Raw genomic sequence first — 17,860 nt, forward strand, 5'->3', positions numbered from 1 at the left:
GTTCCCCTTGCTTCCTCAATCTATTTTCCTAAGGCAGTGAACGCCTCATCAACCAAACTTACCGCACACCACAGCTCCTCCTCCGTCACAACTAGCGGAGGATGCCACGTCAGACAATTCCCGCCTGAAACCTTAAACGACAAACCTCTTTCCAGGCAGTAGTATAAAACGCGCTCGGCTAAATCATCATGTCTTTCTTTTGTTCCCTTGTCTTTCACCAGTTCAATCGAAATCAAGAGTCCCGCGATCCGGATGTCTCCAATGCATTCATGGCGTTCTGCAAGCTTGTTCAGTTCGTCACGCATAAACGCAGAAAGTACCTGACAGCGTTCCCCAAGCTTATGATCATCGATATAGTCGATCGTAGCTAAGATGGCCGCGCTTCCGAGTGCCGGTTTTTCGTGTGTATAGTGTCCGAGGGAGATATCCCCGGCACAATCGTACTCCGTCTTGACAAGGACCGCAGCCTGGGGAATAATTCCTCCTCCCAGGCCTTTTCCCAATACAAGGATGTCCGGTTCGACGCCAAACTGCTGATGGACGTAGAACGTACCGCTCCGGTACAGGGCCGTTGGGATTTCATCAAAGATTAAGAGAATACCATTCTGATCACAGATCCTCCCCAGTCCTTCAAAATAGCTGCTCGGGGGGATATGCGTATCGGTGGCCCGGATTGGCTCCAGTAAGACCGCACCGATGTTCCCTTCGTTTTCGATCATGTATTCCAGATACCGAAGGCAAAAGGACGCGATCTCTTCAGGATCTTGACTGTTGATGAGATTCCGGTATCCATTATACGGAATCCCTTTCAGTACTCCCGGCATGAGGGGACCCATGTCTTTCTTGAACACATACTCGCCTCCGACGGAAATCGTATCAAGCCCTGCCCCGTGGAACGATTCCCACATGGAGATGACCTTGTGCCGTCCGGTTGCCTTACGGGCAATTTTAAGAGCGAGTCCAACAGCCGCACTGCCTGAAGGAGTAAACAGGACCCGATAATCCTTTGACATCGTTTTGTTCACGAGAGCCTGAGCCGCTCGGATCGTAATGTCCGCAGTAAATCGCCTCGGAATGAATGGCAGTTCCTCTACCTGCTTTTTGACAGCCTCCACGACATACGGGTTTTTGTAGCCGACCTGATGAAGGCTATTTCCGTGGAAGTCTAGATACTTCTTTCCATTCACATCCGTAATATAACAGCCTTCCGCATCCGACACCGCCTCGAGGCAGGGAGTCGACATCGATTGCTTTAGAAAAGACCGTTCATCCTCCTGAAGGAGCGTGGTACTTTGCTCGGATAACTGCTTATTCCACTGAGAACGCAAGGAACTCTTGTTTATATCTCCCTCACGCTTCAATTCGTTTAAGCTCATACGGCCTCTTTCCTTGTGCGATCTTTTCGTTGATTCTTTCAATCAGCTCCGGCAGCTCCTTCATCGTCCGGATCGTAAAGTCCGCGCCGTTCGTATAGAAAACCTGCTCCACTTTGGCTCGGATCTGGTCCTTCTCCGTCTCTGAAAGACTATCAAACTCCTCTTGAGTCAGTCCCATTTCTGAACTCCCTTCAATCACACCCACGGTCCAGACTCCTGCATTGACACCTTCTTTCATATCAGATACCGTGTCACCGACTTTGACGACCTTCCACGGTGCCGTCAATTGGAGAGCCTCCATGTTCCGGAAAATCATATAAGGGAACGGTCGGCCGAAGGAATTTGTGTCGTCCGCCGTGATATAGAAATCCGGTCGATACCCTTTCTTCTCTGCATGCGGCACGACGATTTCCATCATGGAACCAGTATAGCCCGTTGTGGAACCAATCTTCAGCCCCAAATTTCTGAGGTTTTCCACTGTGTCAATGACATGTGGAATCGGATCCGTATAGTCCTTGAGAGTCATTAAAAGAGTCGTTTCAAAGGTCGAATGAAGAGCTTCTACATCCTCTTCCCCAAAAGGTCGACCGTACACTTCCTCCCACAGACCGGAAATTCTCGGCATGCTCAGCATCTCCCTGATATGATCGATCTTCAGCATTCCCATCGGTGCACGTGCCTCTTCCATGGTCACTACGATGCCAACCTGTTTGAAGATATCCATAAACACTTTGACAGGGGCAAAACATCCATAGTCTACAGTCGTTCCTGCCCAGTCAAAAATGACAGCTTCTAGTCTATTCATTCCGTCTCATCTCCCATGTATACTGCGATAACGTCGCAAAGATTTTGAATATCGTCTTCATAGATTTCCCCGATGTTGCCGATACGGAAGGTATTTACTTCCGTCAGCTTCCCGGGATAGATCACATAGCCTCTTTCTTTTACGTACGTGTAGAAGTCCTCGAAATTAAATGCGTCCGTCGGGTATATAAACGATGTGATGATCGGCGACTGAAGCTCGTCTGCAATATAGGATTCAAAGCCGATCCCGTTTAGTTTTTCTCTTAAAACTCTATTATTCGTTTGGTACCGATCGAACCTCGCGGAAACACCGCCTTCCTCCAGCAGTTCATCGATCGCTTGTGAAAAGGCTGCAACGACGTGGGTCGGTGATGTGAATCTCCATTTGCCGTCCACGTCCATCCCTTTCCACTGATCGTATAAATCGAGTGACAGACTTTTGCTGTTTCCTGCGCAGGCCATCAGCTTATCCCGTCTCGCAATGATGAAACCGAAGCCGGGAACGCCTTGGATGCATTTATTCGCCGAGCTGATTATGTAGTCAATCTCAAGCTCCGGTACGTTGATTGGAATCCCCCCGAAGCTGCTCATGGCATCAATGATGAGGGTTTTCCCATATTGCTTGGATACATCAGATATCATCTCTAATGGATTCAGGATCCCGGTCGTCGTTTCACAATGGACCATTACGATATGGGTAATGTCACGATCTGACTCTAGTATTCTTCTAATCTCATCTTCCTTCGGGACTTCATCATACTCCACACTGTACTGGCTGAATGTCATGCCAATCGCCTCAGCCATTTTGACAATCCGCTCCCCGTAAGCACCATTGGTGATCAGGAGGGGCTTATCCTCTTTAGAAATGGCGCTCATCATGACGGACTCCACCGCAAATGTGCCGCTTCCCTGCATGAGGACAACCGTGTAGTCCTCGTTTGAACATCCGCCCAGTTCAAGCAGCTGCTGCCGTATTTTTTGAGTGATCGTCTTATAGTCTTGATCCCATGTGCAGCGGTCAACAAGCATTTTTTCTTTGACCGTGCCCGATGTCGTTAAAGGACCCGGTGTTAACAACTTATATGCGTTCATAGGTTCCCCCTCCTTATTTGGCAGATTTAAAGAATTCCTGATGTTCTTTCAATAGATCAACGGTCAACGGCTCAGAAAATGTTTTCGAATGTGCCGGTTTATTACTCTCAGATACGGTCTCACCTTCATAAAGCGCCACCGGGTAGGACTCAATCAACGCTTCCCGTCCGTCTTCAATAATGACCTTTGCCATTTCCTGCGCAAGCTCCGTGGTCGCTTCATCCTTTTTCACGACCGCTACCGATTCAGTTAACGAGAAGTTCCCTTCTGTCGGGTCGACAAAGTCGATCGGCTCTCCATTTTCCTTAGCGGCCACTGCCTGGTGACGGAGTCCGAATCCAACGGCGACCTCGCCTGCCTGCACCTTCTTGATGGGTCCGGAGCCTGAGCTTTCAAGATGCGGCCCGACATTCGAAATCAATTGTTTTAGAATCTCTTTCCCTTCCTCTTCACCATATTCACTCATGATTGATTGAACGAGGAGCCAGCCTGTAGAAGAATCCATAATGTTCGGGATCGATACGAGATCTTGATATTCCGGCTTCACTAAATCCTTGATGGACGTTGGCATCTCTAAGCCCTTTTGTTTCAGGATTTCCGTGTTCACGAAAATGGAACCAGTATTTGATAGAATCGGAGTATAATAGGCTGGATTCTGATCCAATGCCTTCGGTTCGAACGTTAAATCAGCAAACATGTCATACTTTTTCTGAGCACTTTCAATATAGTAGGAACTCATCGTAATCAAATCAGCATCCGTTTTATCTCCCTCTACTAAAAGCTTTCCGCCTAATTCAGATGTTCCGAGGGATTGAAGGACATATCTCCCTTCATAGCCTGCGCCCTTCAATGCGGTTTCCATCGCTTCCACCGCTTCATCATCCCCATTCGTTGCGATCACCACTTTTTCTTCTTCTCCTGATGCTGAACTGCCGCATGCTGCCAGCGTTGCAACACATAATACCACCATTAAATGTAGAAACCCTCTTTTCATTTTGCTTAGCATGTTCATTTCTCCCTTTGAGTAGATTTTTTATTTTCAAGGCTTGCGACCACTATCATGGGCCGCCACCTTTCAAAACGTTTGAAGTGATGCTCTTTTTTGCCAAAAGCCCAAAAGCAGCTTGACGATCAGATTGGTTCCGAAAATAAGCAGGGACAGAACGAAAATCTCGTTAAACTTGGCAAAGTGCTGAAGCTGCTGGATTTTACTCGAGACCAATGACGTTTCGGCCGTAATCAGAAAGATGATTCCGCTGATGGTGACCATCGAGTTGATGAAATAGTAGCCCGCCATCTCAAGAATGGTCGTGGCTGAGTTCGGAATGATGACCCGGCGCACGGTTTTGAACCAGCTGTCCCCGAGGAGCTCCCCCGTCGTTTCCCAGCCTGGATTCATCTTCGACAGAGAATGCTTCGCCATCAAATAAGGGGTCGTGAAAAAATGAATCAAATTACAGAAGATCAATATCGCAAAGGTGCCTTTAAAGCTTGTCCCATTGAATAGAAGCAGATAAGACAGTCCCAGCACCATCCCGGGAACCGTATTCGTCACCATCGCAATCCAGTCCATGACGGATTTCCCCTTCACAGCTGTCCTTCCATTGATCAGGGCCGCTCCATAGGCGACAATGGTTCCTAAGATCGCCGTCAGTACGGAAACGTAAAGAGAATTCTTATAGACTCCCGTCAAATCATTGGAGCTGAACGTATCGATGATATGCTCCAAGGTAAACGTATTATTGAACGGATACTGCTTCAGGAACGGAGCAATGAACATAATCGCAAACGTCGCGACCATTCCTGATAAAATAAGAAAGGACAGTGATCCGAGTACTGTGTCCCTCCACCGGTTTCGCATCAGTTCCGTGTCCGTCACCTTGTCATAATGAAAATTCAATTTCTCCAAATAGTGAAGGAGCAATATCCCCAGGACAGCCGGCAGCAGCATCAGTACGGCGATCACGGCCCCCTGATTGAAATCCGGTATCGCTCCGAGCATCACCTGATACAACAGGGTCGCGACCACCGTATACGTTCCGCCGATGGAGGCGGGAATCCCGAAGTCTGTAAAGCTGAGAATGAACGAAAGGACAAAGGCCCCTCCAAGCGTCCCCCACAGCGGGCGGATAATCGTGTTCATAAAGCTTCGAAGTGTACTGTCCCCCATCAGCTTTGAGACGATGATGAATTTCTTGTCAATGTACTGAAATGAATTATGAATGACGAGAAACGCCGGCGGTAAAGTGTAGATCACATAACCGATAAGCAGCCCGTTAAAGCCATACATATTAAAGAGCGGTGAGCCAAACAGCTTCGAAAACAGCCCCTGATTTCCGAAGGAGTACATAATGGCAAACCCGTATGTAATCGTAGGAAGCAGCATGGGCAGGAGTATACCTGTCTTCAATACACCCTTGAAGGTGGGATGTATTCTCGTTGCATTGATTGAGTAGGCCATTACAAATGCCAGGACCGTTGTGATCAATGCAGTTACAGCCGATACTTTAAAGCTGTTCCGGATCGCGGTTAATATGTCCTTATTTGATAAGGCATCGAGATACGTCGAGAACGTGAAACCCTGACCACTTTCCAGGGACTTCATCAGTAAGACCATGAGAGGCAGCACCAAAAAGATCAGAAACAGTCCTACTGCCGCGTAAAAGATGAACCTCATTTCCGGTTTCACTTTAATCATGGCTATCACCAAACAGGGCATAAATATTGTTTCGCTTAATTTGTAATTGCTTTAAAATGAACTCCCGGACGAACTCATCCTCTGGCTGTTGGATAATTTCCGTGGGCGTTCCAAACTGGGCGACCTTTCCTTCATTAATAATGAGAATTTTATCGGAAAGCGTCAGTGCTTCCTCGGGATCATGGGTGACGATGATCGTCGTGAGCCCCAATTCTTTCGCGATCGACTTGATCCGGTCCTTGATGGACTCCTTGATCACGCCATCCAGTGCACTAAGCGGTTCATCCAGTAACAGCACTTTCGGCCTGGTCACCAATGTCCGTGCAAGTGCGACTCGTTGTTTCTGACCGCCTGACAACTCTCCGATCCGTTTTTCCAGATGTGGCTTCAGCTCCAGGAAGTCAATGTATTCCTCCAATTCTGCCTCTGATATTTTCGTTTTCTGATTTTTAAGGCCGTACACGATATTTTGATACGCGTTCAAATTAGGAAATAACGCATAATCCTGAAAGACGATATTGAATCCGCGCTTTTTCATGGAAACATGTGAAACGTCCTGCCCGCTGAAGAGAATTCGTCCACCATCCATATTGGTCAGTCCGAGGATGATGTTGAGCAGCGTCGTTTTCCCACTCCCGCTCGGACCCAGAAGCGAAACGATTTCCCCTTGTTTAATGTCAATCGTGATATCCTCTAACACGACTTTTTTATCGAATTGTTTGCGAACTCCATGTAATGTAAGCAAACGCGTCACCTCCTTAATCACACCCTCAGTATAAAAACTCTCTGTAAACAGACGTCACTTTTTGTGTAAACGTTATGTAAAAATTGCACATATCTTACCTAACTTTTAATTAACTTTTGCATATATTAACAGAGATGTTTTCATATTTTTACAAGATCATCATTGAAAGATTCCACCAGTACCCTTAGACTACAAGTAACAATAATGAATGGGTGAGGTTATGTTTCCACTTGAAAGACGTCAAAGAATCATTGACTTATTAAAAGAGAAGAAGGTACTAAAGCACGCAGAACTTACGGAAGAGTTAGGCATATCCATTGATACACTTAGGAGAGACTTAAACATCCTTTCTGACAATAATGAGATCGAGAAGATTTATGGAGGGATCAAATTAGTCGAAGCTGACACAGGGGAATCCGCGATGGCTGATCGAATGGTCAGCCACCTGGAAGAAAAGGAAAGCATCGCGCGAATATGCAATGAACAGATTCAAGAGGGAGATTGCATTTACATCGACAGCGGCTCCACGACCTACCAATTGGCAAAAGCCATCAAGAACAGAAAAAATCTGACCGTCGTGACCAATTCTCTGCCTGTCATCACGGAACTCATCAACAGTGAAGTCGAACTTATCATCATCGGGGGCAAAATCAGAAGACACGAAAGCTCGGTGGTCGCCTATGATTATATTTTTAATTTCGATGAGTTGAACATTGTCAAAGCCTTTATTTGTGCGAGCGGAATCACCACTGGGCGAGGCATATCGGATTATAACCTTGAAGAAGCCGTCACAAGGAAAAAAATCATCGAGATCTCGAAAGAAGTCTATGTGGCAGCAGACCACACCAAATTCGGCAAGGAAGTCACCGTCCGGATCGCCCCACTTGAAAAGATCGATTATATTGTCACCGATCAGCATGTCAGCCCTCAGTGGATTGGGGAATTCAGCACTTGTGAGACGAAGTTACTCATTGCTGAGTAATTTAAAAACCGCGACTGGCCAGGCCGTCGCGGTTTTTCATTATGGAAGAAACGTCAGCCCTTAAAAGAAGCGCAATGATCACTTCACATGCTACAATGATGTTGATTACATTAAGGAGGGAATTACCATGTTCACAACAGTAAGTAGTTTCGTACAAGAATGGAAACAAGAAGCCGCCGTTACCCAAAAGGTCCTGGATGCACTGACGGATGAGTCATTGAAACATGAAGTTGCACCTGACTTGTACAGCATCGGAAGCGTCGCCTGGCATATCACGGGATCCGTTTATTACTTCCCGGCCCAGCTTGGTATCACCTTTGAAGTGCCGGATCTTCGAAAAGAAGCACCTGCATCTGCCTCAGAAATCAGTGAAACGTATAGAACGGTAAGTACTCGTCTTGCTGAAGCCGTTTCTGAACAGGTTTCAGATGAGAAAATGAACGAAGTGGTGAACCTGTTCGGGATGGATATGCCGGTGCAAGCCGTATTCCGTCTGCTTATTCAGCACCAGGCTCATCACCGTGGTCAATTGACGACTCTTATGAGACAGGCTGATTTGAATGTTCCCGGCGTGTATGGTCCGAGTAAGGAAGAATGGGAAGCCATGAATGCACAGAAGAGTTAATTTGAGTGAGGACAACCGGCGGTGGCCGGTTGTTTTTTTGTTTAATAGAAAGACATAGCATCTTCCAGCGCAATAACCGTATTCTCCTTGTTTTTAAGTAGCGATAAATGTGTGGAAATCGTCCTTCCATTTTATTGATTAATAAGTGCCGCCGGTGTTCTCTGATCCCGTAAGCCACCGGTTCATCTGTGACTTTAAAGTCGTTTGGAATATAGCGATCCACCTTTTAACAATATTATAAGAGTGTTTTGGTCATGATCAGATCCGTTTGCTCTTCATCCCCCATATAAAAAGAGTGCGCTCCCGTTTGAACAAACCCCATTTTCTTATAAAAGGCAATGGCGTTTTCATTCTTTTCCCAGACGCCAAGCCAGATTTTCTTTAGGTGATGTTCCCTGGCCATTTCAATCGCTTTATGCAGAAGATATTTGCCAAGACCATGTTTTTGAAAAGTATTCTTTATATAAATCCTCTCGATTTCGAGTGATTCATCCCCCATTTCTTCAGTCTGTGCATCATCGGTATTCACTTTTAAATAACCGGCGGCTTCATGATGAACGTACACAAAAAAGAAGTGTGAGGAATGAGTGGATAATTCCTTTTCCACTTGTTTTAAGTTAAAAGCCTTATCCAGATAGCTCTCCATATTTTCCGGTGTATTCTGATGCTTAAAGGTCTCATTAAATGTGTCATAACTAATTTCTTGAAGGGTGCGTGCATCTTCAAGGGTACATTTTTTTAACATGATCGTCATAAGCGGCTCCTCTCTTCAATACTTTCTCTTATTTCCTTTTTTAACATATTCCCAGTCCTTTTCGACATTTGCCCTTACTCTTTGAAGAAGATTTAAAATCATTTCCTCTTCACTATCGGAAAACCCCTCTAATGCCATGAGATCGGAATGATCATTTTCCCTTTTTATAAAGGGATAGACCGTCTCCCCTTTCTCTGTTGGAAAAAGCTTTTTAATTTTTTTGTTCTGATTGTCTTCTTTCTTTTCAATAAAACCATTGATTTCAAGTTTTTTTATGGCACGAGATGCTGTTGTCCGGTCCACTTTTATCATCTCAGCAACCTTTTCTTGAATGATCCCCGGGTTTTCACAAATACGCACAAGGTACAAATACTGCCCTTTTGTCAGGTCATATTCCTTAAATTCTATATTACTGATCGAATCCAGCGCCCTTGCAATCATTCCAATTTCACGAAGAATCCCTTTCATAATGAACTCCTTATTTTTAGTAAATAATATATTTTAAATCTATCCCAACTTTATTGCATTTGCAACAAAAAAATCAAAAACAGTGCTTCCTCATGAAGTTTCCCTGTGCTATAGTATCCTAGTATTCAAATAGAACGGAGTGATGAAATGAATACGACTGTGAAGGAAATTACGTTGATTATTATAGGGTCCCTTTTCTTTGCCCTCGGCGTGAACTTATTCGCGATCCCGAATGAGCTTGGGGAAGGCGGCGTGACAGGTATATCCATGACCCTCTATTATGTATTGGGATGGTCACCGGGTATCACGAACTTCGTCATGAACGGGGTCCTCTTAGCAATCGGTTATAAAGTATTAAATAAACGCGTGACCTGGTACACCATGCTTGCGATTTTCTTTTCCTCTCTCTTCATTCATTTGACTGAAGGCATGGGGAAGTCCGTCGATATCATGCTCGGCACGGTCTTCGCCGGTGTGTTCATCGGATTAGGTCTCGGGATTGTCCTGCGTTCAGGTGGGACGACGGGAGGATCCACCATCATTGCCCGCATGCTGAATCAGCATTTCGGCTGGGCCGTCAGTACAACGATGTTCGTGTTCGATATTGTGGTCGTTCTCGGTTCATCGTTTGTCATCGGGGTAGAGAATACGATGTACACGGGAATTTCCATCTATATCAGTACGAAGATCCTGGATTACTTGATTGATGGTTTCGATACCCGAAAGGCCGTCACGATCATTTCCGCTCATACCGACGCCATCGCTGAAAAAGTGAGCGCTGAAATGGACCGCGGGGTGACCGTCATTAATGCAAGAGGTCATTATTCGAAAGAATCCAAGGATATCTTGTATGTGGTCATCAATAAGCAGGAGCTCTTCCTCTTAAAGAAGATGATCCAGCACATTGATGAGAAAGCGTTTGTGGTGGTCCATGATGTGAGGGATGTGTTCGGGGAAGGATTTACGTTTCCGAAGACATAAGAAATAGAGAATGGCCCGTGGCGGTTGCCGCGGGCCCGTTTACTTGGTCCACCTTGCCCTGTGACTTGTCTCTTATACTCTAATTTTATTTAAAATAGCTCGTTTTCTATTAGATTTTGAGTAAATTTTAGGAAACTGCTCTAGTTTTCATATTAAAAGGACCGTCATATTGACCTATTTATGGGTCTCCAACTTCAATTCTCATCACCTCACCCATTATGTGAGGCTTTTTTTCGCTCTTTACGAGCCATTTCCGGCGAGATATGAGCAGGAATTCTGATATATGAGCCAACAATGCCATTATATGAGCCGTTTGTGAGAAATCTTTTTACATGAGAGCATCGAATTAGTTGGATTCATAATAGGATAACCATCCCCTTCAGTTTCCTTCTCGTTTCCCGTATCACTTTTTAAAGTCAGGACTCCTTGGTCAGCATTCTCACAAACTACGCTGAGAAAGGCAACACACCCATACGATTTTCATCTCCAGTCCTCTTCCTTATCAGATTCCTTTCCCAGTTGGCCACCTACCTATGCTTTGTACAAAACAATCTGTAAGCTTTCAACATCTTGATCATTAATCCGTAATTAAACGACAAATTTTCAGTTCGGTTAGAGGTTGGAGTGAAAGTAAAGCCAGTTTAATGTAAACCTCCTACTAATAATATTCTTCATAAATGTAAAGAATATATCTACTTAACCATTTCCAATGGAGGATAACCATGTCAACAGACAAAATCAAATTAACTTCGGCTGAAATTGCCACCCTTTGGTCTGCTTATATGAATGACACCATGGCTCACTGCATCTTAGAATATTTTTATGTTCATGCAAAGGATAAAGAAATACGTCCGCTTGTTGGATATGCAAGAACCATTACAAAAACACATATTGAGAAAATCACTCTTATTTTTAAGGATGAAGGGTTGCTCTTACCTAATGGATTTGCTATTGAAAAAGATGTTAATTTAAATGCACCTAGGTTATATACGGATGAATTTTTGTTAACTTTTTTAGACCTTATGTCAAAATCAGGGTTAATTGCCTATGGCGGATTTATTTCAATGGTTTCTCGAAAAGACATAAGAACTTATCTAATTGAACGATTACATGCGACAACAAAATTGTTTGACGCATGTACTGATGCCGCTCTTCTTAAAGGGCTATATGTTAAAGCACCTTATATTGCATATCCCACTAGAAACGATTTTGTCGACAATAAATCCTATTTATCTGGTTTTTCCTTTTTTAATAAGGAACGCCCTTTAAATGCTATTGAAATTTCATATTTATTTATGAACATTAAAACCAATGTACTTGGAACAAAGCTCGCAATAAGTTTTGCTCAAACCTCGCCTCGTGAGGATGTCCAAAAATGGATGTTGCGAGGAAGCGATATTGCAAAAAAGCATATTGAGATATTTTCAAAAAAATTATTGGATAATAATATACAATCTCCTATGTCTTCAGACGTATCCATTACAAACGAGACGACTCCACCTTTTTCAGATAAATTAACATTATTTCTTATGACTTTTTTAAGCGCATCTGGGGTGGGTAATTATTCAACTGCAGCAGCTGCAAGTCAGAGAAATGATTTAGTTCTTATCTATGAAAGACTTTCATTGGAAATAGGACAATATGCAAAAGACGGTGCAAATATAATGATTAAGAATAAATGGTTGGAAGAACCACCAGGTACAATAGATAAAGAAAAGTTGTCTAAATCCAAAGATCCTGAGTAGGGAATCGACTAAAATGTCCTCACCTTTTGATTCGAAGAGGCAGGACATTTTTTTTGGCATAAATCGAGGTCATTCAAATAATCTTTCAGAAATTAAACGCCCCTCTCAATCCCGGTCCGTCTCCGTCAACGGAATACGCTACATCCACATTCCCTACCCTCACCCATTTATCCATATAAACCTCCATGAGGCATTATTTTGTTTTACAAACCAAATAAATGTTAAGGTCTATCCCGTCATTCCACCCAAAGGAGAATACGAGTTGACCCCTCTTGGTGAAGGGTTGAGACCATTTGTCCAATACTTGCAGGAATGGGACATGAACTTCGGATCCATTACGACAAAAGAAGGACTGATAGTAGCAGAATGGAAGGTCTGCTTGCACCAATAGTGCAAAACGCCAAAGATCCTTTATTGGAAGGAAACCTTGGCGTTTTTTATCATTATATACGTACCTGGAATACATTGTATTTATTCATTTATATTCATATTCAACGAAGATATTTGGACATCTACTTGATAATCGATGTTTGCTTGACTGAAAGTATTGTCCCAGTCATCTTTGTGACTTTTCCAATAGTCCGGGTGTTGAATTCTAACGTAGTCGTGAAATTCTAACACATCCACTTTCAAGTCCTGTTGGATTTTCTCTAAACTATTTTTTATTTGTTCGTTGATTTTTTCTTCTATTTGTCTCTCTAGATCCTTAATATTTTCTTTCTTTGTGAGTTCATCCGTTTCTGCGAGCAGTTCAGTTATGTGCCCGCTTACTTTAGTATCAACTTGAAAGGAAATTTGTCCATTCTTTAGTAGAGGTTTGACTTTGCTATCGACGGTTTCAAGCTCATACGTAATTGTTTTGTTCCTGCCTTCTTCCTTTATCTTTACGATTCCTCCATCTGTTAAAGCCGTTAACCAATTAATTCCTACCAATTCTTCTTCATTTAGAAATCCTACTTGAGTGAGAGTGTCCCCATTAATCACAGCTGCCCCGGTGAGGATGATTTCATTATTTCTCTTCTCTATATTTTGCAGAAGAAAACTTGATTTCGCCTCCATCGTTGCGTTGATTTTCGAAAGAGTCATGGGTTCGATTAGCTTATTCGATTTTTCGATATGATCTGAGACCTCTTTTATATGCACCGAAGGAATTTCATCCGTTTCCGTATCCATAATGTCCCTGGACAGGCCACCCGTTACCATGATCAAACAACTCATTCTTGCCTCGGGATCACGAATGAAGAAATCCAATAATTCTCTGATATTTCTTTTTTGGGCTACTTTACTGCTTAATACAACCAGTCTTTGATGTTGCCCGTTCAAAGTGTTTTTTCGTTTTAATAAAACTTCCCGTGCGGCCTCAAGTAATGATTCACCTGTTTCATTCACATTAACAAAAGGCTTTGCATTACCTGAATACGTCTTAGGAGATTGGTTGCCGGACACATTCACAAGTTGAAAGGTCACATTCATTACATCCTCTTCTGAATACTCATAACTACTACTGTGCCCCTCATCTATCCCAACACCCAATAGAAGGTCCAATTTTTCAATAAGAAGATGAAAAGATATGTAACATTCTTCAATTGAATTTCCTCCTTAAGAAAGAGACTCCTAATAAAAGGATTGGCAGTACACCAAATAAAAGGATAGCAGCATTTCCAAGCAAATCTCCTAATGCGAATAATTGGTGGATATCATTCGGGACCATGGAGATGATCAATACGATGGGAAGAAAGAGTAGCAGAAACACCTTTATGTCCTTATTAAATAATTGTGAAAGACCAAGAGAGGCAACATAAAGCGTGATGGAGATCGTAGCGAATATTTGTAGTATCCATACGATCAAAAATAGCGAGTCAAAGCGTTCAAAAAAGATGCCTGGAAATTCAAACGAATTGATGAGAGAGATAGTCGGCCAGGCAAGATTCCCTACCCCATCTATTGATAATGCACCTATGACAATAACGACTGTAACCAGGTAAAAAATCATCGGTAGTAATACTCCAATAAAGACAATCTTTTTCCCCTTCTTGGGATCCGTTAAATAGGCCGATAAAATAATCATTAGCTCGATCCCAATATAGGATAGTGACGTTGTCTTAACGCCCTTTAACACGGGGAGGATTCCATTTCCCATAACAGGGCGCAGGTTATTGATTTCAAATAAACCTAAACTCATTGTGGCAATTAAAATGAAAATGATGACGGTAAGGGGGAAAATCACCTGGAACACACGTGCAATGGAATTAATTCCATCCGTATTTAAATAAAAGGCTAGCCAAAGAAATAATACAATTAAAACTGGAATGGGAGTCCCCTCCAGTAAATAGGTTTCGATTACTTCAGCCATAACCCTGACTTCAAAACTGGTGAGTGTAAGAAAATAAATAATCATTGTTACCCCAAGGATGACACTGAGTATTCTCCCGACAATTTCTCTACTATACTGAAAAAAAGTTTTGTCAGGATATCTGTTGTTAAGGATTAAAATGATCATCCCTACTATGATGGGAAAAATACTGCTGATGATAATGGTTATCCAGATATCGGGCGTCCCTACTTCAGCAGCAGCTGTCCTTGGAAGCGTTAATATACCGACTCCAAGAACATAGTTAATGATGAGGATGATCGCTTGAGTAGGACTAATGCGTTCCTGTTGATTCAAATTCATTCAGTACAAGTCCTTTCAATAAGTGAAGTCCATGACTACCCTTTTCTGATTTTGTCGCCAGGCTTCAGAATTTCGGGTCTCCTTTTCATTGATTGGATCGGCAGTCTGATTAAAAAGTCTTTCCAATCGCTGATTTGGTACGGTACTGCAGGACCGAGGAAAGGGACTCCAAAGCTTTTTAAACGGACAAGGTGAATACAGAAAAAAAGGAAAAAGACGATGACACCATAGAGTCCCAGAGTAGCAGCTAAAAACATGGCGATAAACCGTAAGATACGTAATGAAATACTTAACGTATATTGTGGGAGTGAAAACGATGAGATCGCCGTTATGGCCACAACAATGACTGTAACCGGACTAACGATACCTGCTTGCACCGCAGCCTCTCCAATCACAAGACCCCCGACGATCCCAATGGTTTGGCCGATGGGTTTGGGTAAACGCAACCCTGCCTCCCTTAATATTTCAATCGAAACTTCCATTAACATAACCTCAATGAGAACAGGAAATGGGACTCCTTCACGAGAGCCGATAATGGAAATGGCCAGATTTGTTGGAATTAACCCCTGATGGAATGAAACAAAGGAAATATATAAAGCGGGAGTGAAGACCGAGATGAAAGCAGCCGTATATCGTAACAACCGAATCAACGAGCCGGGAATCCATCGATCATAATAGTCTTCTGGTGATTGCAGATACATATTGATGGTCACTGGAGCAATCAAGACAAATGGGGTACCATCCAGCAAGATGCCTACTCTCCCCTCTGACAATGCAGCAATCACCCGATCAGGTCGTTCCGTGCTTTGAATTTGCGGGAAAAGTGAGAAAGTATTCTCTTCAATAAATTCCTCAATATATCCAGATTCCGGTACATTATCGATGTGAATCGATTCAATCTTTTCCTTCACGTTCTGTAGGATTGTTTCATTGGCAATGCCCTCTATATAGGCGATGGTCAGTTCCTTTTTAAATCGTTCTCCAACTTGGACGCTAATGAACCTGAGATCCTTATTCACACCGGCTTTTCTTAGAATGGCTTGATTATCATTAATATTTTCATTAAAACCCGTTCTGGGACCTCTCACTACCTGCTCGGTTACAGGTTCTTCAATACTCCGATCTTTTGATTCACTTGTTTTTAAAATGATTGCTTCAGTAGATTTCTCATGAAGCAATGCTGTTTCCCCTCTTAAAATATAGGAAGTGATTGTATGTATATCCGTTTCCTCATGACATTCACTCACAGGAAGCATTTCTTTAAGCGAATAAGGGATCCTCTCGTCATCTATCGTGTTGAACATAAGGGGGTCCAAAATATTATTATTAATAATGGCTGTATCCACTAACCCTCTCGTGAAGATGATCGAAGCTCTTGAATCATTCATGAAAAATTCCCGGGTTATGATATCATTATTTTCTCCCAGCACTTCATTGATCATCGATACATTTTCAGATAGATCGCTTGTCATCTTAAGGGTTGATTCCTTCTGTTTTGGTGAGCCGGGTTGTTTCATTGCACCAGTAAGTAAGGTCGTTAATTTCATGATGATAATGGGTACGATCAACGTTAATATGGCGTAGATGTATACGTTGAAATCGGGAAGGTATCCAATGACCTTATGAAGAAAATCCACTAAACAAACCTCCTAAATAAGCTTGCTCTCATCTAGTTTCTCTTTAAAGTAAGGATTTATTCCGAGGGTAGATGATATCAGTGTTTTCAACTGCTTCCACGTCTTAATGCGGTTAAATCAAAAAAAATCCCCCGAATTACTTCGGGGGATCATTATTAAAATGAAATTCCTATTAATTTCCGTAAATATTTCCGGTCGTTGACGTCAATACACCATTCTGAGCATTTAATTTATATTTCAGGCCGTTGCTGCTTGTCCAAGTCGGGAAGGAGAATGTATCACCTGTTTCTAACTTCACCATTTCAATGTCTTTCATTGATAATGGTGAGCGTGAGCCGCTTGTTGGTGCACCTGTTGTACGAGCGATGTATACAGCGGCATCCGTACTTCCCGGTTGAGATACAACACGTGCTGAGCCGTCTGCTTCCACTAATAAAGCAGTTTGTTCGTTAACGGCAATCCCTTTTGCCTGTGTCGTCCAACCGTCCATGATATTACGAGCCATAAACCCAACAAATCGCCCCATACGGTCGCGTTGCTCGAAATGCGTGTCCGTGATGGTGCTTGTTAAATAAGGGTTATCTAATAAGTTGCGTGTAAACGTCATGTAGCGATTGCTTGGGTTACTTAATGCTTCATCTGAATAAACCGAACCGTTTCTCGCATCATATACAAATTGTCCTTGAATCGCGAGTCCTGCACTCGTTCCACCTATTGGAACATCGTAGATTGAAATTAAATCATTTAATGTATCTGCAAGTGGTGTATCTATTATATAGTCCACATATAAAGACTGATCACCACCCGCAAAGAAAACGGCCTCTGCTTTAAATACTTTATCAAGTACAAACGAATCGTACGCAGCATTGCGATTATTTAATACAATGGTTTCCACTGAGTCTAAGGGAACACCGTTACTTTCGGCTAAGTCGTACACATATTGATTGTAGCCATCACCACCAGATGCTCGTAGAACAACGAAGTCCCCTCCGTTTGCCTTTTCCGCCATCCATAGCATTGCTTCATCCACATCTGTTGACCCACCCATTAAGTTAAGCCCATAAGTGGTAGATCGGGTAATGTTTGTCGTGTCTCCATAGCCGTAATACGTATAATCCTTACTTGCTGCTTCAGCAGGCCCGTGAGCAGCCAATAATCCCAATGACAAACCAATCGTTGCAGCCATTTTCAAATATTTCTTCATGTTTCTTGCACTCCCCACACTTCATTATTTGTAGGGACGTCTCAGATCTTCCCTACACTTAATCTAAGTGCAAGT

The 17,860-nt window shown here is 43.0% G+C and carries 17 protein-coding genes; 5 read left to right on the plus strand and 12 right to left on the minus strand.

Annotation, left to right across the window (positions count from 1 at the left end):
- Window positions 1-20: 20 nt before the first annotated feature.
- The 6 genes from pbfA to RSX31_RS12145 all read right to left on the minus strand — a co-directional run bounded on the left by pbfA (window position 21) and on the right by RSX31_RS12145 (window position 6,715).
- Window positions 21-1,376, minus strand: coding sequence for a (R)-1-hydroxy-2-aminoethylphosphonate ammonia-lyase (pbfA, locus tag RSX31_RS12120; RefSeq protein WP_315634714.1), 1,356 nt, complete (start codon window positions 1,374-1,376; stop codon window positions 21-23).
- The gene (gene phnX, locus RSX31_RS12125; RefSeq protein WP_315634715.1) at window positions 1,351-2,181 is read right to left on the minus strand and encodes a phosphonoacetaldehyde hydrolase; all 831 of its coding nucleotides are present in this window, start codon (window positions 2,179-2,181) and stop codon (window positions 1,351-1,353) included. The genes pbfA and phnX overlap by 26 nt, the downstream gene beginning before the upstream one ends.
- On the minus strand, window positions 2,178-3,272 hold the full coding sequence (gene phnW, locus RSX31_RS12130; protein WP_315634716.1) for a 2-aminoethylphosphonate--pyruvate transaminase: 1,095 nt from the start codon (window positions 3,270-3,272) through the stop codon (window positions 2,178-2,180). The genes phnX and phnW overlap by 4 nt, the downstream gene beginning before the upstream one ends.
- Window positions 3,273-3,285: 13 nt before the next feature.
- Window positions 3,286-4,278 carry an extracellular solute-binding protein gene (locus RSX31_RS12135; RefSeq protein ID WP_315634717.1) on the minus strand — a complete coding sequence of 331 codons (993 nt, stop codon included), beginning with the start codon at window positions 4,276-4,278 and terminating at the stop codon, window positions 3,286-3,288.
- 69 nt (window positions 4,279-4,347) lie between these two features.
- Window positions 4,348-5,970 carry an ABC transporter permease subunit gene (locus tag RSX31_RS12140; RefSeq protein WP_315634718.1) on the minus strand — a complete coding sequence of 541 codons (1,623 nt, stop codon included), beginning with the start codon at window positions 5,968-5,970 and terminating at the stop codon, window positions 4,348-4,350.
- On the minus strand, window positions 5,963-6,715 hold the full coding sequence (locus RSX31_RS12145) for an ABC transporter ATP-binding protein (protein ID WP_148994819.1): 753 nt from the start codon (window positions 6,713-6,715) through the stop codon (window positions 5,963-5,965). The genes RSX31_RS12140 and RSX31_RS12145 overlap by 8 nt, the downstream gene beginning before the upstream one ends.
- Before the next feature lie 220 nt (window positions 6,716-6,935).
- Here RSX31_RS12145 and RSX31_RS12150 point away from each other — a divergent pair, with 220 nt between their 5' ends.
- The gene (locus tag RSX31_RS12150; RefSeq protein WP_315634719.1) at window positions 6,936-7,697 is read left to right on the plus strand and encodes a DeoR/GlpR family DNA-binding transcription regulator; all 762 of its coding nucleotides are present in this window, start codon (window positions 6,936-6,938) and stop codon (window positions 7,695-7,697) included.
- Window positions 7,698-7,824: 127 nt separating this feature from the next.
- Window positions 7,825-8,322, plus strand: a complete 498-nt coding sequence (locus tag RSX31_RS12155) for a DinB family protein (protein WP_148994822.1) — start codon at window positions 7,825-7,827, stop codon at window positions 8,320-8,322.
- Window positions 8,323-8,557: 235 nt separating this feature from the next.
- On the opposite strand, the gene RSX31_RS12160 is transcribed toward RSX31_RS12155, so the two are convergent.
- Both RSX31_RS12160 and RSX31_RS12165 read right to left on the minus strand, forming a co-directional pair.
- Window positions 8,558-9,076 carry a GNAT family N-acetyltransferase gene (locus RSX31_RS12160; RefSeq protein ID WP_315634720.1) on the minus strand — a complete coding sequence of 173 codons (519 nt, stop codon included), beginning with the start codon at window positions 9,074-9,076 and terminating at the stop codon, window positions 8,558-8,560.
- A 15-nt stretch (window positions 9,077-9,091) separates the two neighbouring features.
- Window positions 9,092-9,544 carry a MarR family winged helix-turn-helix transcriptional regulator gene (locus RSX31_RS12165; RefSeq protein WP_148994824.1) on the minus strand — a complete coding sequence of 151 codons (453 nt, stop codon included), beginning with the start codon at window positions 9,542-9,544 and terminating at the stop codon, window positions 9,092-9,094.
- Between the two features lie 147 nt (window positions 9,545-9,691).
- Between RSX31_RS12165 and RSX31_RS12170 the strand changes: the two genes are divergently transcribed.
- The 3 genes from RSX31_RS12170 (at window position 9,692) to RSX31_RS12180 (ending at window position 12,661) form a co-directional block, all read left to right on the plus strand.
- Window positions 9,692-10,525 (plus strand): YitT family protein, encoded by an 834-nt coding sequence (locus RSX31_RS12170; protein ID WP_148994825.1) that lies wholly within the window; start codon window positions 9,692-9,694, stop codon window positions 10,523-10,525.
- 722 nt (window positions 10,526-11,247) lie between these two features.
- On the plus strand, window positions 11,248-12,270 hold the full coding sequence (locus RSX31_RS12175) for a DUF3231 family protein (RefSeq protein WP_315634721.1): 1,023 nt from the start codon (window positions 11,248-11,250) through the stop codon (window positions 12,268-12,270).
- A 214-nt stretch (window positions 12,271-12,484) separates the two neighbouring features.
- The gene (locus RSX31_RS12180) at window positions 12,485-12,661 is read left to right on the plus strand and encodes a winged helix-turn-helix transcriptional regulator (RefSeq protein WP_315634944.1); all 177 of its coding nucleotides are present in this window, start codon (window positions 12,485-12,487) and stop codon (window positions 12,659-12,661) included.
- A gap of 80 nt (window positions 12,662-12,741) precedes the next feature.
- Here the strand turns inward: RSX31_RS12180 and RSX31_RS12185 are convergent, their stop codons facing one another.
- From RSX31_RS12185 to RSX31_RS12200, 4 genes are all read right to left on the minus strand, one after another.
- A complete protein-coding gene (locus RSX31_RS12185) occupies window positions 12,742-13,815 on the minus strand; it encodes a Ger(x)C family spore germination protein (protein ID WP_315634722.1) in 1,074 nt (357 codons plus the stop codon).
- 37 nt (window positions 13,816-13,852) lie between these two features.
- A complete protein-coding gene (locus tag RSX31_RS12190; protein WP_315634723.1) occupies window positions 13,853-14,944 on the minus strand; it encodes a GerAB/ArcD/ProY family transporter in 1,092 nt (363 codons plus the stop codon).
- A gap of 35 nt (window positions 14,945-14,979) precedes the next feature.
- Window positions 14,980-16,491, minus strand: a complete 1,512-nt coding sequence (locus RSX31_RS12195; RefSeq protein WP_397548095.1) for a spore germination protein — start codon at window positions 16,489-16,491, stop codon at window positions 14,980-14,982.
- Window positions 16,492-16,753: 262 nt separating this feature from the next.
- Window positions 16,754-17,785 carry a cyanophycinase gene (locus tag RSX31_RS12200; protein ID WP_315634725.1) on the minus strand — a complete coding sequence of 344 codons (1,032 nt, stop codon included), beginning with the start codon at window positions 17,783-17,785 and terminating at the stop codon, window positions 16,754-16,756.
- Window positions 17,786-17,860: the final 75 nt, after the last annotated feature.

Origin of the sequence: Rossellomorea yichunensis, assembly GCF_032337515.1 — a bacterium.
In the GTDB taxonomy this organism is placed as follows: domain Bacteria; phylum Bacillota; class Bacilli; order Bacillales; family Bacillaceae_B; genus Rossellomorea; species Rossellomorea yichunensis.